Source organism: Corallococcus aberystwythensis (assembly GCF_003612165.1).
Lineage (GTDB): Bacteria > Myxococcota > Myxococcia > Myxococcales > Myxococcaceae > Corallococcus > Corallococcus aberystwythensis.
Window position 1 is genome coordinate 16,395 of sequence record NZ_RAWK01000019.1, and the last position, 24,023, is coordinate 40,417.

The window sequence follows — 24,023 nt, forward strand, 5'->3', positions numbered from 1 at the left end:
CCCGGCGTCAGCGTGCACGCGGGCCACCGACAGGCGGACAGCGTGCCGGGTCACCCCGAGGACGCGGACTGCGTAGAGATCAGACATCCCACGATGATACCGCGAGCACCGTCAAACAAGATAAGTGTATTGTCATGTTTAAAATGTAAAACCTGCAATGCATGATGACTCCTTCACGGCTTGCAAGGAGGCATCATGCGAAGGTTCCAGGCTCGGGTAGGCGCGCTGCTGACGGTGGCGCTCGTGGGATGTGGCGCGCCCGACGGGGTCGAACTCGTTGGACAGCGCGCGGGCGTCGAAGCCGCGTTGGTCAACGTCACCCTCAACAAGCCGGCCACGGCCAGCGCCTCCCAGTCCCCGTTCCAGCCGGCGTACGCGGTGGATGGGAACATCACCGGCGATGACTCGCGCTGGTGCCCTGGCATCTACACCCAGACGCGGCAGCTCGACATCGACCTCCAGGGGACGTTCGACCTGGTCCGGATGGAGCTCTACACCGGCTTCCGGGACACCAAGCCCATCCAGAACTATGAAATCGCCTATGACGACGGGACCGGCTGGAAGCCCATCCCCGGCGCCAGCCAGAGCGCCAACACGAGCATCGCGGTGGCCACGACGTTCACGCAGCCGGTGACGGCGACGAAGGTGCGGCTCACCTGTCTGGATCCGCTGGCGGACAACTGCCGGGTGAAGGAGCTGTGGGTGTTCGGCTCGCCCCATGGCACCACCGCGAACCTTCCTCCGGTGGCCAATGCCGGGGCGGACAGGTCGCTCACGCTGCCCGCGAACAGCCTCACCCTGAGCGGGATTGCGACCGACGCGGACGGGACCATCGCCTCGCTGGCGTGGACGCAGGTTGCGGGGCCCACCGCGGCGCTGAGCAGCGCGACCACCGCGACCCTGAGCGTGGCGGGCCTCTCCGCCGGCGTCTCCACCTTCCGGCTCACCGCCACCGACAACGCCGGGGCCACGGCGTCCGACGACGTGAGCGTGACGGTGACGGCCCCGGCCGTGGTGTCCAACATCGCGCTCAACAAGCCGGTCTCCGCCGGCAGCAGCAGCACCAGCTACGTGCCGGCGTTCGCGGTGGACGGCTCGCTCACCACCCGCTGGGAGTCCGCGTACAGCTTCATGCCGCACAACTACTTCGACGTGGACCTCCAGGGGCCGCACGAAGTGCAGAGCGCGGAGCTGCACCTGTCCACCAGCGCGACCACGTCGTTCGCGATGACGGCCTTCGAGCTCCAGGCCTGGGACGGCGGCTGCTGGAAGACCATTCCCGGCACGGTGGTGGAGGGCAACCCGCTCAACACCACGCTGAGGACGCTGACCTTCACCAGTCCGGTCATCACCACGAAGGTCCGGGTGGTGTGCAAGGACACGCCGTACTGCCGCCTGCGGGAGCTCAAGCTGATGGGAACGCCGGGCGCCGTCCTTCCCACCGGGCCCACCACCTGCGCCGCGGGCCAGCAGACCGTGGCGCGCGGCCCCCGCTATGACGCGGCGGTGTTCCTGCCCCAGCACTACAACGACGACCGCACCACGCAGTGGCCACTCATCATCGCGCTCCACGGCATTGGCGGCTCCACGCTCAACGTCGAGCACACCGCGGTGCTGGGCAATCCGGAGGGCCTGGCGAAGCAGTTCAACTCGGCGGCCTTCCGCGCGGCGATGCAGGCGATTGTCATCTCTCCCAATCAGCGCATGCCCATCACCAACAGTGGCAATGGCTGGTTCAGCGCCGCCACGTTGATGGCGCTGCTGGAGGACGCGAAGAAGAACTACCGGGTGGACGCGGACCGGGTCTACTTCACGGGCCTGAGCGGCGGTGCCAATACCAGCATCGACCTGGGCCTGACCCAGACGGACCGGATCGCGGCCATCGTCCCCATCGCGCTCACCTCCACGCCCACCAATGACCCCAACGTCTGCGCGCTGAAGCCGCTGCCCAGCTGGGCCTTCCATGGGGCGCTGGACACGCCGTCGCGCTCCACCAGCCTCAAGGTCTGGCTGGACACGAAGTGCGGCGCGGGCGCGAGCGCGATGCGCCCCGTGACGGTCTATCCGAACGGCGGGCACAACGGCGCGACGTGGGACACGGCCTACGCCGACCTGTCCCTCTACACCTGGCTGCTGCAACAGCGGATCAGCGACCGGCTGTAGTTTCAGGTGGGGGTGAAGCGCGACAGCGACAGGGATTCACCCCGTGGCAGTCGCGCTTCAATCATCTCTCCCAGCCGGCGCAGCAGGGTCGACAGGTTCGCGTGCTTCTCCAGGAATGCGCCCTGGATGTTCCCGAAGCCGTGGGAGTCGAAGAGACAGAAGACGCCTCCCACCCGCGTGACCGACACCGTGTAGCCGCCAATGACGATGGCGAGCCCCTGCGGCGCGTTGCTCTTGGAGAAGAGGTTGAAGAGCGTGGAGGCCAGGGACAGGCGTCCGCAGGTCTGCTGGCCTCCCCAGGCGAGGCCCAGGTCATTCAGGATGGCGTCGGGGGTCTCGTAGGGATTGAGGTGGATGCCTTCCAGGATCTTCTCCCCCTTCAAGCTCTGGACGTGAGTGGCGAAGTACCTGGCGCCCTCGATGCCCGCGACGATGCCCTGGTAGAGGGCGGCCCCCTGGATGACCACGTCGTTCACGCCATCCATGTCCAGCGCGTCAGGGGCGTGCAGCAGCTTGGCCATGGCCAGGATGCAGATGGGGGAGCACGCGCTGCCCGCGCCCGGGATGTCGAACTGGGAAAAGCTGCCGGACGTCACGTGGGCGGGCATGACCGGTGGCTTCGTGGCCTTGGCCGTGGACTTCAGGCTGACCGCCAGGGCGAGGATGTCCGCGAGCCCCTCCACGTCGCGCGGCGTGGGCCGCGCATCCGAGGGTTTGAAGGGCGAGGGGACCTTCAACAGCGCATCCCGGTTCGTCTTGGGGCGCCAGATGGACTGGAAGGACGGCGTCGCGCCCAGGGCCTTGAAGCCGCGCCGCACGCTGTGGCTGAGCGCCCCCTGGGGCTGGTAGGCCGGGAGCTTCTTCGCCTCTTCCTGGAGCGACTCCACCTGCTTGCGCCGGTTCAGGTTGGAGATGAAGCGCACGGTGCCGTAGGCGTTGCGGTCCGAGCCGAGCTGCTGGTGCTTGAGCCCGCTGTCCACCAGCATGAGCAGGGCCTTGGGGTCCGCCCCCCGGACGAACTGCCGGATGAGCCGGTTCATCTGCTCCGTGGTGGCGCTGGTGACGTCCAGCACCACCACCCGGTGCGAGGCCAGGTCCAGCGATCGGGTGGGCACCGTCCTCAGGTCGAACAGCGTGTCCGCCACGCCTGACGGACGTCCCGTCTCGCAATGGTTCACGTCCATCAGCACGACCTGCGCACCGCTGAGGGTCTTCGTGCGCTTCGTCCACCGGTGGATGTCCAGCAGGTGGGGTGCCTCGAAGTACATCTGCTCCAGGTACACGGACACCAGGTCCGCGCGCGACTCCAGGAGCGCGGTGTGCTTCACGCTGGCGTTCTGGGTCAGCAGCAGCACGTCACCCGTGTCCATCGTCAGCTTGCGCTTGGTCGGGTTGACGTAGTCGACCTGCTTGCCCGGGTTGGGAACGAACTTGTGTTTCGCCGCACCCAGGCTCTTCACATCGTACGCCTTGCCGCCAATCGTCACGGACTGGAGCTTGTCCAGGGGCAGCTTGTCGATGACGTGGATCTCCTGGGCCCACACATCCTGGAGCCAGAACCGCGCGCAGTGCATCGCGATGGAAATGGCATTCATGCCGTTTTGGACGATGAGCTTCTGGTGCAACATCTTCCGGACGGTGTTCGGTTGGGAGGTGGGGACCTCGAACTCCTCGTCGGAATCCGAACCGGCGCCATCGTCGTCGTCCTCCACCATCCGCAGCGTGCCCACGCCCTCGAGCACGGCCTTCTCCGTCGCGAAGACCGCGGCCTTCCAGCGGGAGAACTGATCATCCTCCATGGGGTCGTACAGCGTCCGGGTCCGCTGCAGCAACAGGTTGGTCAGCTCCAGGAAGTCCGAGTCATCGTGGGAGGCGTACTCGCACGGGGCCTCCAGGCTTTCCAGGTCAAGGGCGTAGCGCTCCAGGCCCCCGGATGCGTTGAAGCTCAGGGTCGGCTTCTTGGCCGTGCCCGTCACGCTCCAGAGGCTGTCATCCAGGACGGCCTTGACGGCCCGGATGATGCCGTTGCCTCCTTCCGCCAGGGCCTCGTAGCCCTTCCGGGTCGCGAGCGAGGAGCCGCTGAACGTGCGCTGCGCGTCCTCCAGCAACCCCTTCTTCTTGTCGGCCTTCTGGGTGAGGTAGTCCTGAACGGTGCTGTTGGCCTTGAAGGGCGCCTGCGTGAGGTTGCGGTAGTCGACGTAGGGGGTGCTGCGGAAGAACGGCACATCCACCGGCTCTTTGAGCCCCTGGGTGATGAAGACCTGCAGGTCCTTGAGGAACCGCCGCAGGGCGTCCAGGACACAGTTCAGGTAGCCCGTGGGCGCGATCCCCAGGGACAGCCGGATGGAGGAGCGGGTCTCCGCCGTGGTGGGCGTCAGGAAGCCGAAGCTGGAGCGCACCACGCAGGGCATGAAGAACCCTGCCTTGAAGGCAAAGAAGTCGAGGTAGCCGTTCAGGATGGAGGCGGCGTACTCGACGAAGCGGTTGATATAGGTTTCATCCTGGATCTTTCCCTGGATGAGCCGGCCCACGTCGATGTGAAGACAGGGATAGTCATTGGCGACGTACACCGACGGATGACTCAGCTCCTTCGCCAGGAAGCGGACGTTGCGGTTCTCATGGCGGAGGATGCTGTCGTAAAGCAGGCTGTCCGCGGACCAGCTCTCCCGGGTCTGCCGGGGGAGGTCGTCCGGCACGTCGAGCGTCTCCAGGAAGTTCTTGAAGCCGGAGACATTCGCGGGCGTGGGCCGCTGCCGCTCGAACTGCTTGGCCGTTTTGTTCCACGTCAGCGGAGGGTCTGAAGGCTTGTAGGGAATGAACTCCGGCCCGTGGTTCTTCGACTTGTCGGAGCGGGTATAGGTATGCGCGTGGGTGCCCTCCGGCTTCAGCTCCCGGAGGGAGATGACCCGGGCGGGCGCGTTCTTGTTGCGCGAGGACCGGAAGGACAGCCCCTTCGGGCGCTTCAGCGGAAACGGAACGTGGAAGTCACACGCGTACTTCTGATGGAGCCTGCGCTGGAGCGCCGCTTCGCCGCGCCGCATCCGGCGCGGGGGCTTCTTGATGAACTCGGGGAAGATCTCCCTGCACACCGAGCAGCGAAGCATCTTGCTGCTCCAGCCTCCACACCGGGGGCACCGTGTCATTGCAGCCTTCCGCCTGACGCCCGGCGTGCCCAGAGCACGTCCCAGGTCCAGTCGGGGAGGGTGGTCCGGGGGTTGGTGATCTTCACCACCACCTCGGTGGCGGCGACCTCGGCCCCCTGGTCCCGGACGTCGTTGAACAACTGGGTGCGCAGGCCATGACCGTCCACGTAGGTCCCGAACATCAGGCCGGAATCACCTACGGGGGCGGGCGGGTCCACGTCCGGCTCGCGAGCCTCGAGCCCCCAGCACTCGAGGACCTCCTCATACACCTCATCCAGGTCCACCAGCATGACGCGGACGCCCCGGGCCCCGCACGGACACTCCCAGCAGGAGTCGCCCTGCAACTGGCCCGAGCGGATCGCCCGGGCGCTCGCGAGGGTGCCGCAGAGGCCACACTTCACCGGAGGCATGTCTCCAATCCGTTGGTGCTGTTCGTCGAACTGGAGGTGGATCGCTTCGGAGGGCTCGGTCTTCATCTTTGAAAGAGGCTGGACGTCAGGCGCTACCGGGGGATGAGGATGACGTCCTCGTCCTGTGCCAGCCGGTACGTTCCGTCTGGCTGCTGGCAACGCTCGGCATGCGCGCGGATTCGCGCATCCAGCCTTCGCGATTCGTCCGGGTTCAGGGCCGCCAGCTGCGCGGCCGTGTAGCAGCCTTCCAGCACGAGGAAGCGGCAGAGCGTGTACATCTCCTCGAAGGTGGCCGCGGCGAACCCGCTCATCGTCGCGAGGGCCTCGTGGGGCAACTGCTTGCGCCGCAGTTCCGCGGCGACGTCCTCGCTGAAGTGCAGGGTGTCCGAGAACTCGCGGCACATCGCATGGGTCGGCCCCCGGGCGGCGGCCATCACCACCAGACAGGCTCCCCCAGGGCGCACGAAGCGGAGCAGTCTGTCAATGAAGGCGCCCCATTCCGAGACAGGCACGTGGTACAGGACGTGTGAGCAGACGACCAGGTCATGCCTGTCCTGCGAGTCGTATCCCTCCAGGGCGACGGGGAGGACCCGGGCCTTCTCGTGATGGAAGCGGGAGCTCTGCTCGGGGTTGGGTTCCAGCAGGGTGAGCGAGTCGAAATGCGGCGCGAGCCGTTCCGCCACCGTGCCCGCTCCCGCGCCGACGTCCAGCAGGGTGGGGCGCTGGGAGAAACCCGGGAGCAGCCGCTCCGTGACGATGTGATGGATGTTCTCCGGATGCGTTGCGGACGCCGCGAGCAGACGGAAGGCCGTGGCGTACTCCTGCGGTGACATCGTGATGCCCATGATTCCCCCTCGGTGCCAGGACGGTTGTCCCGCTCAGGCTACCACCCTGTCCGCGCTCGCGGTGCGCATGGTTTTCCCAGGCGCCTCCTGGATAGAATCGAGGCCCACGCAAAACAGGAGAGCTGCATGCTGAAGCGTCTGCTGGTTTCTTCCCTGGCGGTCCTGTCCCTTCAGCTGGCGGGGTGTGGCGGTGGAATGGAGGAGGGCGAGGTGCAGACTCCTCCCACCCCGGTCACGGATGACAAGACCCAGGCGGGGCCCATCAACGGGCTCAGGTATGGGACGCACGTGACCTACTACAGCGACAGCACCCGCACGACGGTGGTGGGCATGCGCGAATGGGGCTGCTCGAGCGCGACCTCCCTCATCAACTGGGGCGAGGAGTCCGGCTACGAGAGCACCTGGAAGTTCATCTGCGCACAGGAGCCGCAGGAGTAGCCTGTCCGCATGCCGCTGAAGGTGATGACGCTCAACATCCTGATGGGGGGCGAGGAGCGGATGCCACGGCTCCTGGCCCTCATCGCCCGTGAGAACCCGGACGTGCTCGTGCTGCAGGAGTGCCTGGGTTGGGAGGACGGCGAGCGGCTCTCGCAGGTCGCCGCCGCGCTGAACCTCCCCGCCACGGAGGCCCACGTGCGGCTGGGCACCGCCCGGCCCCGGCCCAGCGGCCGCCGCTTCCACGTCGCCGTCGCGAGCCGCCTGCCCCTGCGCTCGGCCCGCGCCCACGCTGACGCCCACTTCATCGGCCACTGCCTCCTCGAGTGCGAGCTGGAGACGGGCGCGGGGCCGTTGACCCTCTTCGCGGCCCACTTCGACTCGCACCATGAGGCGCTGCGCTTCGTGGAGGCGCGCTACCTGCGCTCCCTCATCGAGCCGTCGGCCTTCGTCGAGCGGGCCTTCCTGCTGGCCGGGGACCTCAACTCCCTGTCGCGCGCGGATCCCTATCCCGTGGACCTGGCTGACCGCGTCCGCCGCGCGAGGGTGGACAAGTACGGCCATCCGCCCCGCTTCGACGTCGTTGACGACCTGGAGGGCTTCGGCTGGGTGGACACGCTGCGCCTCAAGCCGGACTCGCCCCACTGGGTGACCGCCCGGCGCGAACGCGAGGGAGAGGTCATCGGCTTCCGTACCGACTTCGTCTTCGCCTCGCCCTCCCTGGCCCGTCGGCTTGCCGGTGCCAACGTGGTGGATGTGGGCACGGCCTCCGACCACCACGCCCTGGTGGCGACCTTCACGGACGCGTGAGGCGCTGGCTCACCCCAGCTCGTGGCGCAGCAGGGACTCCGCCGCCGCCACGACGGCCGTGCGGATCTTCCCCTTCAAGGCCGCCTCGTTCTTGAGCACCTCCTTGAGCGCGGCCGACCTCCCGTAGAACACCCAGCTGGAGGACTGGCTGCCTCCGCTGGGGGTGGACGCCCGCACCTCGAAGAAGCGCTCCTGCTTGCCCGCGTCCCCGCTCAGCGGGGCCAGACGCAGTTCGACGTCGCCTACGCCCTTGAGGAGCTCACCGCACGCGAAGCGGGTGCTCAGCGCGGGGAACGTGCCCGTGTCAGGCAGCCCCTTGCTCGCGTGCTCCATCAGCTCATGGAGCGCGGTGGCGATCACCTGTTGCAGCTTCTGTTCGTTCAGGACGATCTGCATGCGGCTCCTCAGGGAGACTTGGATTTGGCCTTGATGTCCGCGATGGAGCGCTCGAGCGCCTGGATCCGTTCGACGCTCAGGACCTTGCTCAACCCCGGCGGCAGCGGCGGCGGCTGGGATACCTGACCGAGCTCCACCATGCGGGCGTGGATGTAGCTCTGGTTGAGGTACTGGAGGTATTGCGCTTTCTGCGCCTCGGTCAGCGAGGCCATGGCGGCCTCCACGGGCTTGACCAGCGCCTGGAGCTCGGCGACCGCGGCCTCCGGCACGTTGCGGATGAGCGGCTTGTGCAGCAACACGTCGTAGGGGATGTGCTCGGCGTTGGCGATGTTCAACACCTCCTTGCCGATGATCTGCAGCTCGCCCCGGACCCCGTTGCCGTGCTTCAGGTAGGCGCACACCACCGTGTACCCGCTCTCCATCGTCTTGGACACGTTGACGGTCAGAGGGGGCTTGCCCGCCTGGAACGCCGCCGCCTGCAACGCCTCCAGGTGCTCGGGGGTGAAGTAGGGTTTGCCCCCGGGCCCATGGAGGTTGTTGATCGAGGTGACCTCCAGCTCCCCCGTGCGGATGGCCTCCGCCATCCGGCTCACCACCCGGCTGATCGCCGCCGGGGAGGTGTCCGACAGGATGAGCCGGGTGCCAATGGCATCCCAGAGGTTGGCGATGGCCCCCTCGACGGTGTTGACCTTGGCCCCGAACTGCTTGACGGCGCGCTGCAACCGGTTGGCCGCGGAGACAGCGTCCTTCGCGCGCGCCTGCACCGCCCCCATGTCCTTGAACACCCGGGCAATCAGGTTGCGAGCGGGCTCCAGCTCCTTCGCGTAGCGGGGCGCGGCCTTCTCGGCGAGCTGCTGGATGTAGCGCTCTTGCACCATGCCGGCCGTCTGACGCGGGCCGGGCAGGGGGGACTTGCCTTCGGAGTAACGGGTCGTGCGTTCCTTGAGCCACGACGCAAGACGCGTCGAACCGAAGGCCTTCTCCACCGCGGTGCCCTTGAGCGCCCGGAGCGCGACGGCGGCCCCCTTGGCCGTGGCCCACAGCGCCAGCACCTCGACCAGCACGCCCGCGAGCACCCCGATGACCTCGGCCAGCTCGCGCGCTGCTTCGTCCAGCCGGTGCGCGTCCCCGCGCGCGTCCCACACCTTGCCGAAGAACTTCCCGAACGCCGAACCGATCTTCTTGAGCGAGTCGAAGATCCACTTGGCCAGGAAGGCCAGGCCCATCCATTCCAGCAGCGCGAGTCCGACCTCGAACCCCGCGGCGGCCCCCGGAGCGGCGCCCGCACCGCCCGCGAGCGCACCCAGCGCGGCGCCCACCGCCGTGCAGATGGCGAGGAAGAGGATGGCCCCCACGGCCATCTCGAGCAGCGCGATGAGGACGGTGCGCAGGGCCTGCTCGACATGCTTCGCGACCGCCTCGGGGATGTACTGGAGCGACAGCTTGATGGCCTCCCAGATGTCGCTCAGCAGCTGCTCCACCCGCCGCAGGCCGGAGGCAATCGCATCCACCGCGTTGAAGCTGTACGAGCCCGAGTTGACCGAGCCGCGCAGCCCCTTCGCGAACTCCTTGCTGGGAATCCAGATGAACGTGTCGGCCTTGAACGCGAGGGACTTCCAGCCCGCGGTGGTGTCGGGGATGGGCCGCCGGTTGGCGTGGGCGAGCACGGCCACGAAGAAGCGCAGGTCGGAGCCCCACTGGTGCGCGATGTCGCCGTAGTAGGTCTCGGCGATGGCGATGGCCGTTCCCTCCAAGCCCTGGGCGACCCGGTGGAGCCGGGCGTTCGGTTCGGGCATGGGGTGGCGCGGCGCGGACCAGACGTAGTCCGCGGAGACGAAGCCCACGTGCCCGTCCCGCGTGCTCACCGACAGCCATCCGCCGGGCATCTGCGCGATGACCTGCAACGGGGTGTTGAACTTCAGGCCCAGGAGCGCGTTGTTGCCCTGCTCGGGACTGGAGCGCAGCTGGAGCAGGGGCGTCTTGTTCCACATGACGATCCCCACCCCATGCGCGGGCGGGCCGTCTCCGCCCATGGGAAGCACGGGGGCGGGCCGGGAGATCGCCATGGAAGAAGCGCGCGTCAGCCCCACGAGCTTCCCCGTCCTGAAGGCTTCGGACAGCCGCTGCTTCATCAAGGCATCCAGCTGCGACGCCGGGGTGCCCGCGGGGGGAGCGGAGGCGCAGGCGGCGTACATCTCCCGCAGGGCCTGCCGGTGGGTGCGCATCCAGCCGTCGAGCGACAGCTGCATCACGGTGGGCGCGACGCGGTGGCTCGTGTCCTTCGCCGCCGGGTCGTTCCACAGGACGACGACATAGGAGGCCCCGCCGCCGGAAAGCACCCACTGTTTCGACATGGCTTCCCTTCAGGAAACGGAGGCGAGGGATGCTAGCCAGTCAGCGCCCCTTCATCCAGGACCCCCCATGACCCACCCGAACGCATCCCCCGGATTCGACCCGCAGCTGGCCGCGCTCCTGCCCGCGCTGGAGGGGTATGTGCCGGTGAAGATGACGCTGGAGCAGCTCGAGCACTTCCGTGCGTTGAGCCGCGTGACCCGCGAGGACCTGATTGGCGACGCGAAGGTCCGCTGCGTCGACTACAGCATCCCCGGGTATCAGGGCGCGGAGATCACGGTCTCGGTCATCGCCCGGGAGGGCCACTCGGCTCCGGGCCCCGCGGTCTATTTCATCCATGGCGGCGGGATGGTGATGGGGACCCGGTTCGCGGGGGCGAAGCCGCTCGTGGATTGGGCGCTCCGGCACAACGCGGTCTGCGTGACGGTCGAATACCGGCTGGCGCCCGAGCATCCCGCGCCCACCTTGGTGGAGGACTGCTACGCCGGGCTGGTGTGGATGGCGGCGAACGCCGGACGGCTGCGGTTTGATCCGGAGCAGCTCGTCATCTTCGGCGGGAGCGGCGGCGGCGGGCTCGCGGCGGGAACCACGCTCCTGGCGCGGGACCGGAACGGCCCTCGGCTGTTGGGACAGCTGCTGCAGTGCCCGATGCTGGACGACCGCAATGAGACGGAATCCGCCCATCGGTATGACGGCGTTGGCGTCTGGGATCGCACCAGCAACCTGACGGCCTGGCGGGCGGTGCTGGGCGACCGCTGTGGGGGCCCGGACGTGTCTGCCTATTCCGCGCCCGCGCGCGCAACGGATCTTCGCGGGCTGCCACCGACGTTCATCGACGTCGCGGCAGGGGAGACGTTCCGGGATGAAGCCGTCGCCTATGCGCGCGGAATCCTGGCGGCGGGCGGTGAGTGCGAGCTGCACGTCTGGGGCGGAGCCTTCCATGGCTTCTATGACATCGCCCCGCAGTCCGACGTCGCCCGGGCCTGCATCGCGACGCGTGACGCATGGCTGGGACGGATGTTCGCCCGAGGAGCCGCGGGCAAGGGCACAATGCCTGTCCCATGATTGTCCAAGCCCCCGCGCGCCTGCGTCCCGCCCGTCTCGATGAGATCGAGCGCGTGCGCGAAATCGAGCGCCTCTCCGCGCGCCGATTCCTGGGCACGGACCTCGCGGCGCTGGTGGAGGACGAGCCCACCGACGCCGCCACCCTCGCGGCCCGCATCGCCACGGGCGGGCTGACCGTCGCGGAAGGGGAGGGTGGGAGTCCGGTGGCCTTCCTGATGTCGCGCCCCGTGGAGGGGTGCGGCTACATCGAGCAATTGGATGTCTTGCCGGACCACGCGGGCCGTCGGCTGGGGGCCGCGTTGATCGCGGCCCTCGAGCCCGCATGGCCCGCCCTGTTGCTCTCCACGTTTCGCGACGTCCCGTGGAACGCGCCCTATTACGCGCGGCTGGGCTTCCGGGTGGTCGAGACGCTGACGCCGGCCCTGGAGGCCATCCGGGCCGAGCATCTCGCCCGGGGGCTCGACGAGAGCCGGCGGGTGTTCATGCGCAAGGACCGGAGGCCCTGATCAAGGCTGCGCCACGCCTGTCTCGTAGGCCTTGCGGACGGTCTGGGCACAGGCGCGTGACTTCTCACCCTCCTCGTTGCCGATCTGCCGGTTGCGGGCCAGGACCATGTACCGGGTCCTGGCCGCGTTCACCCACGGGTAGAAGCCGAAGGCCCCGGCCGACGAGTGGCCCGTCACGGTCCAGGTGCCGTTGACGTTCTCGCCCTCAATCCAGTGCCCGAGCCCGTAGTAGGCCTCGCCCGCGGTCCACGGCGTGAAGGACACGTTGGCGCCTCCCGGCCAGGCGGGGACGGAGTCCACGGTCAGCTTGGAGGACAGCGCGTACTGGTTGTTGAGCAGCTTCAGCAGGAAGACGCGGTACTGCGCCGCGCTGCCCGAAAAGCCTCCCGCCACGGCGACGTCGCTGTCGGACTCCGGGAACGTGGTGCCCAGCAAGGGATTGAGCCAATCCATGACGCTCGCGAGGCCCGTGCCCCTCCTCGCGCCGATGTCGTCCAGGGCGAGCTTCTGCATGTGTCCGCCGTTGTAGAAGTAACGGCCGTTCTGGAGCGGGCGGTAGGAGACGTCCTTGTAGGCGGCCCCGTAGCACGCGGAGACGGTCGTCCCGGCGGCGTCACACAGGGTGCTGTTCTCGTCGATGTAGCCGCTGGTGAAGTTGAGCCGCTTCTTCTCGTCCGGGGTGAGGTTCGCGTACCCCTTGGACTGCACGTAGGCGCCCACGTACAGCCACTTGCTCGCGGACGCGATGGGCATCACCGTCGTGGCCGTCACGCCGCTGCCTTTCGACAGGCCGTGGAGCGGTCCGGATGCATTGCCAATCTCCCAGTAGAAGTTCCCCAGGGGCTTGCAGCTCGCCGCGCTCTGGGCCGTGTCCAGCGCGGCCTGTTCGTACACGGTGAGGGCCGCACGGGACGTCTCCCAGGCCACGCCTTCACCTGGGTCGAGGGCGTCCTCTGGACTCCCACAGCCAACACTGCCCAGGGCCCACATCGAGCAGGCCCAGATGAACCGCGTCGTTCCGCATCGCTTCATGGGGTGATTCCTCCAGGAAAGCCCCCATGAACCCGGGCCGCATGCAGAAGTTGCGCGGGAAGGTTCCCTGAACGCGTGATCTGCACGGACGCCCGGCCTGCTCGCCATCCTGAAGCCTCCCCTGGGCTTGTCCCAGGGGCTTCCCTCCGGATACCTTGGAAACCCGCTGAGCCGGACTATCAAGAGAAGCAGGCTTCCGGCTCCATGCGTCCCCCCAACCCTGATTGCGCTGAGGTCTCCATGTCCGACATCCGCCGTGTCATTCCCCTGCTGGCCCTCGTCTTCGCCTTCGCTCCCGCCGCGAGCTGGGCCTACAAGGTCGAGTGCCAGAACGACTTCCTGGTCTACGTCTGCGGCAATGGCACGGTCATCACCTGTCTGTTCGACATGGATCATCAGACCGACTGTGATGATGACCCGGCCATCGGGACCATTGCCTGCGCTGGGAATGGGGGCTTCGTGCGCTTTGACCGTTCCCCTGGCACCCGGACGGTCGCTGAGTACGTGGGGACGCTGGATCTGGCGGAGCTCCAGTGCCTGGACTGCGACAACGGTGAAAATCCCATCCCCGTCGTGACTGGCAACTGGACGGGCGTGTGTATGGACAACACGGCGGCCTCCTGCAACGAGCTGAATGAGACCTGCTTCATGCAGTCCCTGCAGTTCCAGGCGCTGTGTGCGCCCCGGGGTGGAGTGAAGGCGTCGTTCTGGCACCTCGACTTCCCGTACTTCACGCAGGGCGGGTAGCGCACCCGGGAGTCCGCCCCCGGGTGGTACGCTGCATTTGCTTCAGCTCACTCGGGGGACGCACCATGGCGGAAACCGGACTCGTCGCGAAGCTCTCCATCCGGCTGCGTGGCTTCGTGTTGCCAGACAGTGCCTCGCAGTTCGAGGGCTACGTCGAGCCCGGCACCTACTTCGTGCTCGAGTACAAGAAGGGCCACCCGAAGACGGGTTCTGACTACGCACGGTTGGAGGTGCCGACGCTGGGCGCGCTGGACACGTGGATCTGCACGCGCTGGAGGTCGCAGTCCTACGCCGCGGTCCTCCCCGAGGTGAAGCCCCCACCCGTCAAGCGGCGGACGTTCGACGACGAGCCCCTCGCCGTGTCCGAGCAGGTGCTCATCGGGCTGCTGAAGGACTTCACCGCGTATCGCTACGATCTGGACCGGGCCTATTACCCGTGGACGCTCCCCGGCATCCACGTCCCGCTGGCGCCTCCGCAGCGGAACAACTGCTGCACCTTCGTGGAGGCGCTGACCGTGAAGGCCTTCTCCGGCGCGCACGGCGCGGAGTTCGAGTGGGACTCGCGCAGGCACCGGCAGATGATGGTCGCCTCCACGGAGGACTACTTCTCCCCGGTCACCGCCGCCATCGAGAGCGGCATGGCCATCCTCCCGCCGTCCGAGGACACGCCTCCCCACCCGTGGACGCTCATCCAGGGTTGGCGCAAGCAGTGGGACTCCGGCCACACCTTCCTCGTCGTGGACCACCACGTGGCGACGGACAAGGTGCTGTTGCTGGAGTCCAACGCCTATGAGGGACTCAACGGGGTCGGCTTCCGCAACCTCGGCAACCTGCGGGACCTCGGCGTCGACCTGCTTGGCGACAAGCCGCTCGGCGAATGGTGGCACCGGGACGACGTGTGGACCTGGCGGCGCATCCGTTCCACCTACCTGAGCCGGAAGCAGGCATGGCTGAAGGTGAAGGACCGCAAGCTGTCAGGGCTCTGAGTCCTCCAGGCCCGAGCCCGCCGCGCACTCCTGCGTCCGTACCGTGGCGCCATCCGCCTCCAGGATCCCCTCCATCTTCCAGAAGCCGTTGATCTTCTCGCCCTGGAAATGGAACACCCCGCGACCGGTGGACCCCGCCACGGGCATCCGCCAGTTCACGCGGCCAGAGGTCGCGGACCAGGTCTGACGTCCTCGGGGGACCTTCAGGTATCCGTGGGACCAGCCCCACCACGCCACGTCGATGGGCTCGCCCAGCAGCCGCCGAGCCTCCTCACACGCCGACAGCTTCGCTAGAGCGGCCCGGGGCGCGTCACTCATGCGCAGCTGCATCCGGTCATACGCCTGATAGGCCACCGCGAGGACCAGCAGCCCCAACACACCCTGGACCCCGCGCGTTGAAAGGCTGACCGGACGGGCGGAGGACATGGGCATGCGGTCAGTGTCCTTCATCCTTCCCGAAGCCAGCAACCCTGTGAGGCCCTGCCCGCGGCCGTCCAGTATGCTGGCGGGATGTCTCCGTCCTTCCTGGCGTTGTTGGTGATCGCGGTGTTCGTGGGAGCCATCGCGGGCTTCTGGTGGCGCTCCTCCAAGCGTGAGCAGCCATCGCAGCCCCCCACCGCGCTGTCTCCGCAAGAGGGGCAGGAGTATCTCGCCGACTTGATCGCGTCCGGACAGACAATCGAAGCCATCAAACTCCACCGGCAGCTTCATGGCAGCAGCCTGAAGGAAGCGAAGGACGCCGTGGAAGCGATGCGCGACGGCCGGGCACCCATGGAGCCTCCCGCACGCCGTGCGGTGCTCGCTCCAGAAGCGAACGACGCCATCGAGCGCGCCATTCGGGACAACCAGCTCATCCAGGCCATCAAGCTCTACCGCGAGCATCACGGCGGGGGCCTGAAGGAGGCCAAGGACGCGGTGGAGGCGATGCGCGACGACCTGCTCCGGCGCCGGGGATGAACGGTCTGGCTCACGGAGACGGCGGCGCGTAGGCCTTCAGCGGGACCGGCTGCGCGGCCTGCGGCGGGGCCTCCGCCGGTGACTCGGGGTCCCGCAGGTTCATGCCCACCGACAGCATGGCGAAGAGCACGATCACCGCGGCCCACAGCACGAACTCCACGGCGCTCGTGCCCTTGCCCGCGGGCTGGTTGTGCTTCGGGTTCCCCGGCAAGTAGTCAATGTCGATGGGGGCGCCGGGCGTCAGGTGGGCCCAGGACTCGCGGTGCTGCTGGTACTTGTTCGTCAGCGGTGTGCCGTCTGGCAGCTCGAAGCGGTAGTGCAGCACCGCGGGGCTGTCGGAGTCCGCCGGGTCGATGCGCAACACCGTGCCCTGGACCCGCATGCCCTCCTGGCGCAGGCGCTGGGTGCGGTCGTACCGCCGCCAGATGAACACCAGCATCGCGAAGGGGACGCCCACGGAGAACAACAGGTAGGTCAGGTTCATGGAGGCCTCGGTTCGCCTTTGCTTCCAGGGGGACGGAAGCCCCCGTGAAAGTGACATCCCGGTGACGTCAGCCCAGCTTGATCCAGCTGACCACGACCTTGTTCATCTTGGAGTACTTGTCCTTGAGCAGGTTGGCGACGTCGGCTTCGAGCGTGTTGAGGTTTCCGTCGCCGGTGAAGACGCCGTAGTTGGGGTCGAAGAAGGCGTAGCGGCCATTGCCATCCGCCCAGGCGGCCACCGAGTGCGCGCCGGAGCCGTAGAAGCCGATCTCGAACAGGCCGGGCGTCCCCGTGGCCAGCGCGGCGACGAAGTCCCCCACGGACTTGCCGGCCGCCGGCCAGCTCAGCGAGTTGCTCAAGAGTCCCTTGGACGTCACCGTCAGGTTCGCCACCTCGGCCATCTGGACGGTCATGCTGAACATCTTGCGCAGCGTCTGCTCGGACGCAGTGCCGATCTCGCCCTGGACGCGATCGCTCTCTTCCTCCGACGCGAACATGTTCTTGAGCTGCCGCTGCTGGCCGGACTGGATGGCGACCTGGTCCTGCCGCCGCGTCCGCGCCATCCGCAGGGCCTCGTGCTGCGCGATGCGCTCCCGGACCGAGCCGGGCGCCTGCGAGGTCAAGCCCTGCTCGAAGCCTTCGATCAGGGTGTCGTAGGTGCTGATCGCCGTCTCGGTGTTGGACAGCTCGTCCTCGATGAGCTTCTTGATCTTCGCGGCGTTCTTGCCCTGGAGCTCGAAGTCGTTCCACAGCTGGAGGAACCTACCCGGGTCCTTGAGCTCCAGGATGGCGTCGGCATCACTGGTGCCGGCCTCCTTGAGCTCCAGCCACTGCAGCGCCAGGATGAAACAGATGCCCCGGAACCGGTACTTCTGGGCGATGTCGGCGTACTTGGACCAGAAGGCCGTCTTCGTCTGGCTGAACACGACCTGGGGGCTGCGCATGAAGGGACTCCATCCGGGATGCGGGGCGGCGCGCCCGGGACGATACCAGACGCGGCCGCCAGGAGACCTTCAGGGGGCGCGGCCCGGGGTTAGCTTCCACAGGCGGCCGTTCGAATCATCCGTGAGCAGGTAAAGCGCGCCGTCGGGCCCCTGGACCACCTCGCGGATCCGCGCGTTGCGCTCCGTGAGCAGGCGCTCCTCGCCGACCACGCGGTCGTCCTTCAGGACCAGCCGCACCAGCGCCTGGCTGGACAGGCCGCCGATGAAGAAGTTCCCCTTCCACTCCGGGAAGAGCGTCCCCGAGTAGATGGTGAGCCCCGAGGGCGAGATGACCGGATCCCAATAATAGACAGGCTGCTCCATGCCGGCGGCCTGCGTCGTCTTGTGGATGGGCTCGCCCGAGTACTCCTCGCCATAGCCAATCGTGGGCCAGCCGTAGTCCTTGCCGGACTCGGGGCGGTTGAGCTCATCGCCGCCGCGCGGTCCCATCTCCACGACCCAGAGCCGCTGCTGGGCGTCCAGCGCCGCGGAGAGGACGTTGCGGTGTCCGGAGGACCAGATTTCGGGCCGGGCGTCCTTCCTGCCCACGAAGGGATTGTCCTGGGGGATGGAGCCATCCGGGAGGATGCGGACCACCTTCCCGAAGTCGCTCTTGAGGTCCTGCGCCTGGACGCGGCCCGGGAGGATGGAGCGCTCGCCGAGCGTGACGAAGAGCTTGCCGTCCGGCGTGAAGACAAGCCGTCCGCCCGCGTGCAGCGTGGACTCGAGCGTGGGCTGCATGCGGAAGATGACCTGGAGGCCCTCGATGCGCGGCTTCGGGCCGTCCACCAACCGTGCGCGCGCCACCGCGAGCCCGTTGCCGCCCTCGCGCGGCTCGTAATAGGTCCAGTAGATGAGCCCGCTCTTCGCGTAGTCGGGCCCCACCTCCACGTCGAGCAGCCCGCCCTGGCCCCGGCCGTCGACCTTGGGGAGGCCCGCCACCGGGGGCGACTTCTTGCCCGCGGCGGTGACGATGTAGAGCGAGCCCGTGGGCTTCTCCGTGACGAGGAAGCGGCCATCCGGCAGGAAGGCGAGGGCCCACGGCTTGTTGAAGCCCGAGGCGACCTCCGTCACGACGATGGGCGTGCGCGTCTTCACCGCAGGGGCGCGCGTCTGCTGCGGGAACGCGGGCTTGAACTCCGGGACGTTGGGAGGCGCGGTCTCCACGGGCGCGCCCGTGGGGATGTCGCCTTGCCGCGGCACGGACTGCTGACTGTCACCCCCGCGTCCCGGGGCGAGGTTGCCCTCCTGGCGGGTGGGCGGCCTGGGGGTCTGGGCCTCTGCTTCGGGAGCGGCGCTGAGCAGGAGGGAGGCGAGGAGCGGGGTCACGAGTCCATGGCGCATGGCGTGACTCTCCGTCGAGGCGGGCTGGACGTCACCCGTCGGCGGGCATGCATCAGTCCGCTCGGTTGCCTGGGTGAACAGTCGCGGCGCCGCCCACCGTGAAGTCGATGACCCGTTCCCACATCGCCTGGAACTGCGGCGCCTGGAAGTCGGAGCCTGACTTCAGCCAGCTGATGTAGTCCGGGGGCTGGTCGAAGTGGCCCATCACGTCCATGTGGTCCGCTTTCGCGACGTGGAGGACCTGTCCCCAGACCTGTGAGCGGCTGGGGACGATGCCGTCGCTCCGGGCCTCGAAGCTCCTGCCAAGGACATCCTGGAGGGCCTGGGTCTGGGCCGCCGTGCGCTCGGGAACCTGGAGCTCCCGGGACAGGGGCGCGCTCTTCTCATACAGGGCGGCGAAGATGCCGTGGAGGAGCGCGTCCTGGCTGAGCAGCAGGCGGAGGGTCAGCGTGGGCGGCGGCGCGCCCGTGACGACGCAGCCGTAGCGCACACCCTCCCGGTCCTCCGTGTTCGCGTTGAAGGCCCGCATGCTGGACGGCGCGAGGTCTTGAATCAGCGCCTGGTTCTCGCCCACCTGGCTGAAGAACCGGATGAGGTCCTCGCGCTCGTTCTCGGAGAGGTCCACCGTCAGCCGGACGATCTGATTGAAGAGGTTGGGCGGGAGCTTCGCCTGTTCGCTCCTCAGGACGAGCCAGTAGCACGCCTGGAGCGCGGCGGTCCGCAGGGGCATGGCCTTGCGGTGCAGGGTGAGGAAGGTGAAGAGCCACAGGTAGCGCAGCAGCGTCTTCCCCACGCTGCCCTGATGGAAGTAGCTGGCCAGCGGGGTGCCATGGTGTGGGGTGGCGATGCTCACGACCGAGCGCACACGCTTCACGAAGGCCGGAGCCTCCTGGGCCAGGCGCGGTGAGACGACACTGCGTGCATCCAGCCCGCCCGTGGAGTGCCCCACGAGGTGGAGCTGCGCGTCGTCCTCGTTCGCGGTCCGTGCCATCTCCCGGAACACGTCCAGGGCACGCACCTCCAGCCCGGAGGTGGGGGCGGACGCCACGGCATGCACCTGTGCATCAATGCCGCGCTCCTTGAAGCGCTGCTCGAGCAAACGGGGGACGTTCTGGAAGTAGGCGATGCGCTCCGTTTCCTTGTCACCCATCTGCGTAAAGCCAAAGAAGCCGGGGACCAGATAGACGCGGTGCCGGTTTGCCATGGGCACAAGCCTAACGTGAGAACACTCCTCGACGCTGCGGGCCCGGTCTCAACGTGAAGTCCCGAACCCTTGCCTCGGACAAGTATGCTGCCCCATGGGTTTTCATGGGGCGTTGCCCCCAGAGGAGCGCGTGTCATGCATTGGCGGAAGTCCATTCTCACGCTGATAACAGCGGGTCTCCTGGTCGCCTGCCAGGGCAGTAGCAGTGGAGACGATGCAGGGCCCCCGCCTCCGCCGCCGGTGGATGGCGGGGTGGATGCGGGCATGGAGGATGGCGGGGTGGACGCCGGGATGGATGCTGGGACGGATGCGGGCGCTGCCTACACCGCGACCGTTGACGTCGCCGCGACTCGGACCGACAGCCGCCTGGCCTGCTTCAGGGGCAACGGCGAACCCGAGTGCAATCTTCGCCTCTACCAGGTCATGGTCGAGGCCTTCGTCGATGCCGACAGCACCGCGGATTCCAACACCGGCTACGGCACCAGCCATCACAAGGGGGACTTGCAGGGCGTCATCAACAGCCTCGGCGCCGTCCAGTCCACGGGCGTCAACGCCCTCTGGCTGACCCCCATCTTCCACAGCGTGCCCGTGACGGGCCAGGACGACTGGGCCAGCCGCCTCGATGCCACGGGCTACTTCGCCTCGGACTACTTCAACGTCGACCCGAAGTTCGGCACCAACGCCCGGCTCAAGGAGCTGGTGGATGCCGCCCATGCCCGGGGGATGTATGTCTTCCTGGATGGCGTGTTCGGCCACTTCAAGGTCAATGCCAGTGATTACGCCTCGCCGCTGGGCCGCACGCTCTCCACCACGGGGGAGCAGGGTGGCACCGGACGGCGGGCGGTCTATCCGGACGACCTCGACTTCTTCAAGGAGGTCGCCACCCACTGGGTGACCGAATACAGGATCGACGGATGGCGTCTGGATCAGGCCGCCCAGGTTCCGGTGCAGTACTGGGACGACCTGCGGACCGCCGTCGCGGGTGCCGCGGCGAACGTGAGCTACACGAACGCGGCCGGTCAGAGCGTCCATCCGCTGGGCTACATGGTGGCGGAGATCTGGAGCGGGCCGGCGGACATCGCCAGCAACGGCTATGGCACCACCGCGAGCCCCGCGCTGCGGTCCGCGTTCGACTTCCCCATGCGCTACAGCCTGGTGCAGACCCTGGCGGTCGAGGAGTCCGGCACGGGCAACCGCGGCGCGAGCAACCTCCAGGCCGGGTATCAGAACCAGCTGGCGTATCCGGCCCACGCCATGCCGAACCTGATGCTGACCAACCACGACCTGGTTCGCTTCGGCGACCTCCTCCAGCGAGGAGCCCTGGCGGAGCCCGGGGACAGCGCCTGGTGGGCGCGGCACAAGGCCGCCTTCAGCGTCATGGCCGAGTACAGCGGCCCCATCACCCTCTACTACGGGGATGAGATTGGGCAGGAGCTGCCGGGCTTCGCGGCGAAGGAGGACAACGCGACCTGTGCCCTCAGGGGCGTCTGCGACGACCATGTCTCCCGGACCTCCGCCATCGTGGAGGGAATCCCGACCACGGTCGGGGCACCCGCCACGGTGCTCTCGCCCGCGCAGGCGGACCTGAAGCACTACGTCGCTTCCCTGATGGCGCTGCGCGACGCCCATCCGGCGCTGGCGAATGGCAGCCGGACGCACATCTACGCGGACGACAACGTCTTCATCGATCGCAAGGACAAGGGCACCGACAACGTCCTGTATGTGTTGAACGCGAAGGCGACGCCCGCGGTCATCACCGTGGCGGGGACGGCCATTGGCAGCGGGGGAACCCTCGTCGGGCTGCTGGGCGGCGCCGATGCGGCCCTGTCTGACGGGCGCCACGAGATTGCGCTGAAGCCGTTCGAGGCCCGGTTCTTCGACATCGCCTCGCCGACGGCCGAGGGGCCGCAGACAGGCCCCGGAGGCGGGCTCTCCGGTCAGGGGCCGCTGGCCCGTTGCGACGCTCCGACGGTCGATGGGGCTGGCCCGCTCGGCAAGGAGCTCTTCATCCGGGGCAGCTATGTCGGTGGGGACAACTTCGGTGCGACGCCCGCCAGCCGCCGGTTCGCCTACAAGGGCGACAACATCTACCAGGTGGTGGTCAACGAGCCGGACGTCACCGCCTATACCTTCAAGTTCGCCAGCGCGGACTGGTCGAAGGAGCTCGCGGTGTCGGGCGGGGCTCCGGTGGTGATTGCCTCGGAGCAGCCCATGTCGCTCGCCGCGGGTCCTGGCAAGGAGTCCTCCCTCGCCATTCCGGAGGCCGGCAACTACGTGTTCAGCTTCCGCATCAATGCCACCAACGACGGCGGCGAGCTGATGGTGAGCAAGTGCCCCTGACGCCCTGACACGCTGAGCGGCTCGGGGCCGCTGACGCACGTGTCAGCGGCCCGCCTGCGCGGGGACTGTATTCCCAGGCTCAAGGCAGCGGCCAGGCAGGCTCAACCCCGCCTTGCGCTCCTCCTGACCGCTCTTCATCTTCGGTGGAGCGGAGGCGACACGTGCTGCAAGAAACCAGGACAACACCCCTGCAGGACATGGGGCGTGGGCTGTTGGGTTCCTTCATGGTCGGGGCCGGCACGGGGCATCTCAGCTTCGCGCGAGGGCCCTTCCAGGCGCAGGTGCCGGACTGGGTCCCGATGGACAAGGACACCGTGGTCCTGCTCTCCGGTGTGGTGGAGATAGGACTGGGGCTGACGCTGCTCTTCAACAAGCGGCACCGGGCCCTCGTCGGGCTGGGCCTGGCGGCCTTCTTCGTGGCGGTCTTTCCCGGCAACCTGCATCAATACGACAAGCACCTCTCCGCGTTCGGCCTGGATACGGACACCAAGCGATTGGTGCGCCTGTTCTTCCAGCCCGTGCTGATGGGCTGGGCGCTGTGGTCCACTGGTGCCTGGAAGGCGCGGCGGTAGGGGAGAGGCAACGTGCCCCGAGGCTACGGCTTCGGAGCGATGGAGACCCTCACGCCCTCGCTCCACGTCTTGTGCTCGTCCGCGTAGTGGGCAGTCGCTGGCCCGTGCGGTTGGCCACCACCACTCGTGAGGGCATGTGCGCAATTACGACGATGCGGCTGGAGTTGTCATGCGCCAATGCAAGCAGGAATTCCCAGCCCCATGGTGGCACCGACGCAAGCGGGGTGTCCGCCGCCCCCGAAACACTGTCGGGATGCGCCCTGCGCGGACCACGACGACAACCCTCGATGCACTCCGCCACAGTGGGCCGGACACGGAGGTGGGCTTGGCCGTTCCGGGAGCGATCGCATACAGGCTTCCCGTCCCATCCTGGAGAGGCTGCCCATACCGGAGGACGACGTCGATGACCTGGAGGCTGATGCTTCTCTCGGCGGAACGGTGAAGTGCATGGTGGGTCATCTGGAACGAACCCACCTGCACCAGAGGTTGACGCGACATGGGAAGCTCCCTTGAAAACCGGCCGGCCTTCGCCGGTACGGTCCAAGGGAGCGACCCTCAGCTTTGTTTCCCGGGCCGCGGGAATGGGACCCGGAGCGTGCGCCTCATCGCCAGTCGGTGAGCATCCGTCGCGACCTCCTGGAGTCGCTCCGCGAGCCATTCGAGGCCAGCCTCCGCCGGAGGCGTTGGAAGCGGTTTCTCCCCATCGAAGAGGACAAACAGGTTCACCTCCAGCTCCCCAGGCCCGAAGTCGAGCCCGGAGAGGTTCAACTCCTCCCCCGCTTCAAAGCGACGCGCCTCCAGAGGCATGGCCTGGAGTGTCCCCTGGAAGTCCACCACATAGACCGCGATGTGGCTGGCCTGCCCCAGTCGCACCACCACGTCGACGGTCTTCGATGGATCCACGGAGAGGGAGAGTTCCGGCTCGGAGGCCGACGTGCGTCCCCCCAGCGGGGCGAAGGCCGCCGGCCTCTCACTCAGGGACTGGCTGATGCGCATTCCGTGCGTCGAGAACTCGTGGCGCAGCTTTGACCAGGACCACTCGACCCGGGCGCGCATCGGCTGGGAAGCCCATGAGGCCAGGAGTGCTTCCTGACGTTGGCGCTCGGCCAGGAGCCCTTCGTAGACACGGAGGACCTCCTCGTCCGCGTGGACCACCAGCCAGCGGCGCACCGCTTCGCGTTCCTCTCCCGACAGCTCTCCGTGGACGTAGGCCCTCAGGGTGTCGATATCCGGCGAGCTCCAGTTCATGG

Annotated in this window: 22 protein-coding genes; 10 read left to right on the forward strand and 12 right to left on the reverse strand. The window is 67.8% G+C overall.

Annotation, left to right across the window (positions count from 1 at the left end):
- Positions 1–195 precede the first annotated feature (195 nt).
- Positions 196–2,163, forward strand: coding sequence for a discoidin domain-containing protein (locus tag D7W81_RS04970; protein ID WP_120554154.1), 1,968 nt, complete (start codon positions 196–198; stop codon positions 2,161–2,163).
- 2 nt (positions 2,164–2,165) lie between these two features.
- Here the strand turns inward: D7W81_RS04970 and D7W81_RS04975 are convergent, their stop codons facing one another.
- From D7W81_RS04975 to D7W81_RS04985, 3 genes are read right to left on the reverse strand one after another with little or no spacing between them, the layout of a single operon-like run.
- Positions 2,166–5,267, reverse strand: coding sequence for a hypothetical protein (locus D7W81_RS04975; RefSeq protein ID WP_120554155.1), 3,102 nt, complete (start codon positions 5,265–5,267; stop codon positions 2,166–2,168).
- A gap of 35 nt (positions 5,268–5,302) precedes the next feature.
- Positions 5,303–5,782, reverse strand: coding sequence for a hypothetical protein (locus D7W81_RS04980; RefSeq protein WP_120554156.1), 480 nt, complete (start codon positions 5,780–5,782; stop codon positions 5,303–5,305).
- 26 nt (positions 5,783–5,808) lie between these two features.
- Positions 5,809–6,561, reverse strand: coding sequence for a class I SAM-dependent methyltransferase (locus D7W81_RS04985; protein ID WP_120554157.1), 753 nt, complete (start codon positions 6,559–6,561; stop codon positions 5,809–5,811).
- Positions 6,562–6,687: 126 nt separating this feature from the next.
- Between D7W81_RS04985 and D7W81_RS04990 the strand changes: the two genes are divergently transcribed.
- Both D7W81_RS04990 and D7W81_RS04995 read left to right on the forward strand, forming a co-directional pair.
- Complete coding sequence (locus D7W81_RS04990) at positions 6,688–6,999, forward strand: DUF6289 family protein (RefSeq protein ID WP_120554158.1); 312 nt, start codon at positions 6,688–6,690, stop codon at positions 6,997–6,999.
- A gap of 9 nt (positions 7,000–7,008) precedes the next feature.
- Positions 7,009–7,806, forward strand: coding sequence for an endonuclease/exonuclease/phosphatase family protein (locus D7W81_RS04995; RefSeq protein ID WP_120554159.1), 798 nt, complete (start codon positions 7,009–7,011; stop codon positions 7,804–7,806).
- Between the two features lie 9 nt (positions 7,807–7,815).
- On the opposite strand, the gene D7W81_RS05000 is transcribed toward D7W81_RS04995, so the two are convergent.
- The gene (locus D7W81_RS05000; RefSeq protein ID WP_120554160.1) at positions 7,816–8,202 is read right to left on the reverse strand and encodes a hypothetical protein; all 387 of its coding nucleotides are present in this window, start codon (positions 8,200–8,202) and stop codon (positions 7,816–7,818) included.
- Positions 8,203–8,210: 8 nt separating this feature from the next.
- On the reverse strand, positions 8,211–10,556 hold the full coding sequence (locus tag D7W81_RS05005; RefSeq protein ID WP_120554161.1) for an SH3 domain-containing protein: 2,346 nt from the start codon (positions 10,554–10,556) through the stop codon (positions 8,211–8,213).
- A 67-nt stretch (positions 10,557–10,623) separates the two neighbouring features.
- Here D7W81_RS05005 and D7W81_RS05010 point away from each other — a divergent pair, with 67 nt between their 5' ends.
- Positions 10,624–11,619: an alpha/beta hydrolase fold domain-containing protein gene (locus D7W81_RS05010; RefSeq protein ID WP_120554162.1), complete on the forward strand. Its 996-nt coding sequence runs from the start codon at positions 10,624–10,626 to the stop codon at positions 11,617–11,619.
- Positions 11,616–12,125, forward strand: a complete 510-nt coding sequence (locus D7W81_RS05015) for a GNAT family N-acetyltransferase (RefSeq protein ID WP_120554163.1) — start codon at positions 11,616–11,618, stop codon at positions 12,123–12,125. The genes D7W81_RS05010 and D7W81_RS05015 overlap by 4 nt, the downstream gene beginning before the upstream one ends.
- On the opposite strand, the gene D7W81_RS05020 is transcribed toward D7W81_RS05015, so the two are convergent.
- On the reverse strand, positions 12,126–13,157 hold the full coding sequence (locus tag D7W81_RS05020; RefSeq protein WP_120554164.1) for a hypothetical protein: 1,032 nt from the start codon (positions 13,155–13,157) through the stop codon (positions 12,126–12,128).
- Between the two features lie 240 nt (positions 13,158–13,397).
- On the opposite strand from D7W81_RS05020, the gene D7W81_RS05025 reads away from it, so the two are divergent.
- The gene (locus tag D7W81_RS05025) at positions 13,398–13,904 is read left to right on the forward strand and encodes a hypothetical protein (protein ID WP_120554165.1); all 507 of its coding nucleotides are present in this window, start codon (positions 13,398–13,400) and stop codon (positions 13,902–13,904) included.
- Positions 13,905–13,969: 65 nt separating this feature from the next.
- Entirely contained in the window at positions 13,970–14,890 is a 921-nt protein-coding gene (locus D7W81_RS05030) for a hypothetical protein (protein WP_120554166.1), read from the forward strand.
- Here D7W81_RS05030 and D7W81_RS42235 read toward each other — a convergent pair.
- Positions 14,879–15,322: a cytochrome c oxidase assembly factor Coa1 family protein gene (locus D7W81_RS42235; protein ID WP_158621436.1), complete on the reverse strand. Its 444-nt coding sequence runs from the start codon at positions 15,320–15,322 to the stop codon at positions 14,879–14,881. The two genes, D7W81_RS05030 and D7W81_RS42235, sit on opposite strands and share 12 nt — an antisense overlap.
- Before the next feature lie 78 nt (positions 15,323–15,400).
- On the opposite strand from D7W81_RS42235, the gene D7W81_RS42240 reads away from it, so the two are divergent.
- A complete protein-coding gene (locus tag D7W81_RS42240; RefSeq protein WP_158621438.1) occupies positions 15,401–15,847 on the forward strand; it encodes a hypothetical protein in 447 nt (148 codons plus the stop codon).
- Positions 15,848–15,857: 10 nt separating this feature from the next.
- On the opposite strand, the gene D7W81_RS05040 is transcribed toward D7W81_RS42240, so the two are convergent.
- From D7W81_RS05040 to D7W81_RS05055, 4 genes are all read right to left on the reverse strand, one after another.
- The gene (locus tag D7W81_RS05040; protein ID WP_158621440.1) at positions 15,858–16,331 is read right to left on the reverse strand and encodes a DUF3592 domain-containing protein; all 474 of its coding nucleotides are present in this window, start codon (positions 16,329–16,331) and stop codon (positions 15,858–15,860) included.
- A 67-nt stretch (positions 16,332–16,398) separates the two neighbouring features.
- Entirely contained in the window at positions 16,399–17,274 is an 876-nt protein-coding gene (locus tag D7W81_RS05045) for a YopT-type cysteine protease domain-containing protein (protein WP_120554168.1), read from the reverse strand.
- Between the two features lie 69 nt (positions 17,275–17,343).
- Positions 17,344–18,657 carry a PQQ-dependent sugar dehydrogenase gene (locus tag D7W81_RS05050; RefSeq protein ID WP_120554169.1) on the reverse strand — a complete coding sequence of 438 codons (1,314 nt, stop codon included), beginning with the start codon at positions 18,655–18,657 and terminating at the stop codon, positions 17,344–17,346.
- 52 nt (positions 18,658–18,709) lie between these two features.
- Entirely contained in the window at positions 18,710–19,861 is a 1,152-nt protein-coding gene (locus tag D7W81_RS05055; protein WP_120554170.1) for an esterase/lipase family protein, read from the reverse strand.
- Between the two features lie 264 nt (positions 19,862–20,125).
- Here D7W81_RS05055 and D7W81_RS05060 point away from each other — a divergent pair, with 264 nt between their 5' ends.
- Together D7W81_RS05060 and D7W81_RS05065 are read left to right on the forward strand one after the other, a co-directional pair.
- Positions 20,126–22,201, forward strand: a complete 2,076-nt coding sequence (locus D7W81_RS05060; RefSeq protein ID WP_244226973.1) for an alpha-amylase family glycosyl hydrolase — start codon at positions 20,126–20,128, stop codon at positions 22,199–22,201.
- A 224-nt stretch (positions 22,202–22,425) separates the two neighbouring features.
- A complete protein-coding gene (locus D7W81_RS05065) occupies positions 22,426–22,773 on the forward strand; it encodes a DoxX family protein (RefSeq protein WP_244226974.1) in 348 nt (115 codons plus the stop codon).
- A 555-nt stretch (positions 22,774–23,328) separates the two neighbouring features.
- Here the strand turns inward: D7W81_RS05065 and D7W81_RS05070 are convergent.
- Positions 23,329–24,021, reverse strand: coding sequence for a hypothetical protein (locus D7W81_RS05070; RefSeq protein WP_120554173.1), 693 nt, complete (start codon positions 24,019–24,021; stop codon positions 23,329–23,331).
- Positions 24,022–24,023: the final 2 nt, after the last annotated feature.

What these genes read in the sequence shown, in the direction of transcription:
- D7W81_RS04970 (WP_120554154.1), top strand. Translation starts at nt 196, where the DNA reads ATGCGAAGGTTCCAGGCTCGGGTAGGCGCGCTGCTGACGGTGGCGCTC.
- D7W81_RS04975 (WP_120554155.1), bottom strand. Translation starts at nt 5,267, where the DNA reads ATGCTTCGCTGCTCGGTGTGCAGGGAGATCTTCCCCGAGTTCATCAAG.
- D7W81_RS04980 (WP_120554156.1), bottom strand. Translation starts at nt 5,782, where the DNA reads ATGAAGACCGAGCCCTCCGAAGCGATCCACCTCCAGTTCGACGAACAG.
- D7W81_RS04985 (WP_120554157.1), bottom strand. Translation starts at nt 6,561, where the DNA reads ATGGGCATCACGATGTCACCGCAGGAGTACGCCACGGCCTTCCGTCTG.
- D7W81_RS04990 (WP_120554158.1), top strand. Translation starts at nt 6,688, where the DNA reads ATGCTGAAGCGTCTGCTGGTTTCTTCCCTGGCGGTCCTGTCCCTTCAG.
- D7W81_RS04995 (WP_120554159.1), top strand. Translation starts at nt 7,009, where the DNA reads ATGCCGCTGAAGGTGATGACGCTCAACATCCTGATGGGGGGCGAGGAG.
- D7W81_RS05000 (WP_120554160.1), bottom strand. Translation starts at nt 8,202, where the DNA reads ATGCAGATCGTCCTGAACGAACAGAAGCTGCAACAGGTGATCGCCACC.
- D7W81_RS05005 (WP_120554161.1), bottom strand. Translation starts at nt 10,556, where the DNA reads ATGTCGAAACAGTGGGTGCTTTCCGGCGGCGGGGCCTCCTATGTCGTC.
- D7W81_RS05010 (WP_120554162.1), top strand. Translation starts at nt 10,624, where the DNA reads ATGACCCACCCGAACGCATCCCCCGGATTCGACCCGCAGCTGGCCGCG.
- D7W81_RS05015 (WP_120554163.1), top strand. Translation starts at nt 11,616, where the DNA reads ATGATTGTCCAAGCCCCCGCGCGCCTGCGTCCCGCCCGTCTCGATGAG.
- D7W81_RS05020 (WP_120554164.1), bottom strand. Translation starts at nt 13,157, where the DNA reads ATGAAGCGATGCGGAACGACGCGGTTCATCTGGGCCTGCTCGATGTGG.
- D7W81_RS05025 (WP_120554165.1), top strand. Translation starts at nt 13,398, where the DNA reads ATGTCCGACATCCGCCGTGTCATTCCCCTGCTGGCCCTCGTCTTCGCC.
- D7W81_RS05030 (WP_120554166.1), top strand. Translation starts at nt 13,970, where the DNA reads ATGGCGGAAACCGGACTCGTCGCGAAGCTCTCCATCCGGCTGCGTGGC.
- D7W81_RS42235 (WP_158621436.1), bottom strand. Translation starts at nt 15,322, where the DNA reads ATGCCCATGTCCTCCGCCCGTCCGGTCAGCCTTTCAACGCGCGGGGTC.
- D7W81_RS42240 (WP_158621438.1), top strand. Translation starts at nt 15,401, where the DNA reads ATGTCTCCGTCCTTCCTGGCGTTGTTGGTGATCGCGGTGTTCGTGGGA.
- D7W81_RS05040 (WP_158621440.1), bottom strand. Translation starts at nt 16,331, where the DNA reads ATGAACCTGACCTACCTGTTGTTCTCCGTGGGCGTCCCCTTCGCGATG.
- D7W81_RS05045 (WP_120554168.1), bottom strand. Translation starts at nt 17,274, where the DNA reads ATGCGCAGCCCCCAGGTCGTGTTCAGCCAGACGAAGACGGCCTTCTGG.
- D7W81_RS05050 (WP_120554169.1), bottom strand. Translation starts at nt 18,657, where the DNA reads ATGCGCCATGGACTCGTGACCCCGCTCCTCGCCTCCCTCCTGCTCAGC.
- D7W81_RS05055 (WP_120554170.1), bottom strand. Translation starts at nt 19,861, where the DNA reads ATGGCAAACCGGCACCGCGTCTATCTGGTCCCCGGCTTCTTTGGCTTT.
- D7W81_RS05060 (WP_244226973.1), top strand. Translation starts at nt 20,126, where the DNA reads ATGGAGGATGGCGGGGTGGACGCCGGGATGGATGCTGGGACGGATGCG.
- D7W81_RS05065 (WP_244226974.1), top strand. Translation starts at nt 22,426, where the DNA reads ATGGTCGGGGCCGGCACGGGGCATCTCAGCTTCGCGCGAGGGCCCTTC.
- D7W81_RS05070 (WP_120554173.1), bottom strand. Translation starts at nt 24,021, where the DNA reads ATGAACTGGAGCTCGCCGGATATCGACACCCTGAGGGCCTACGTCCAC.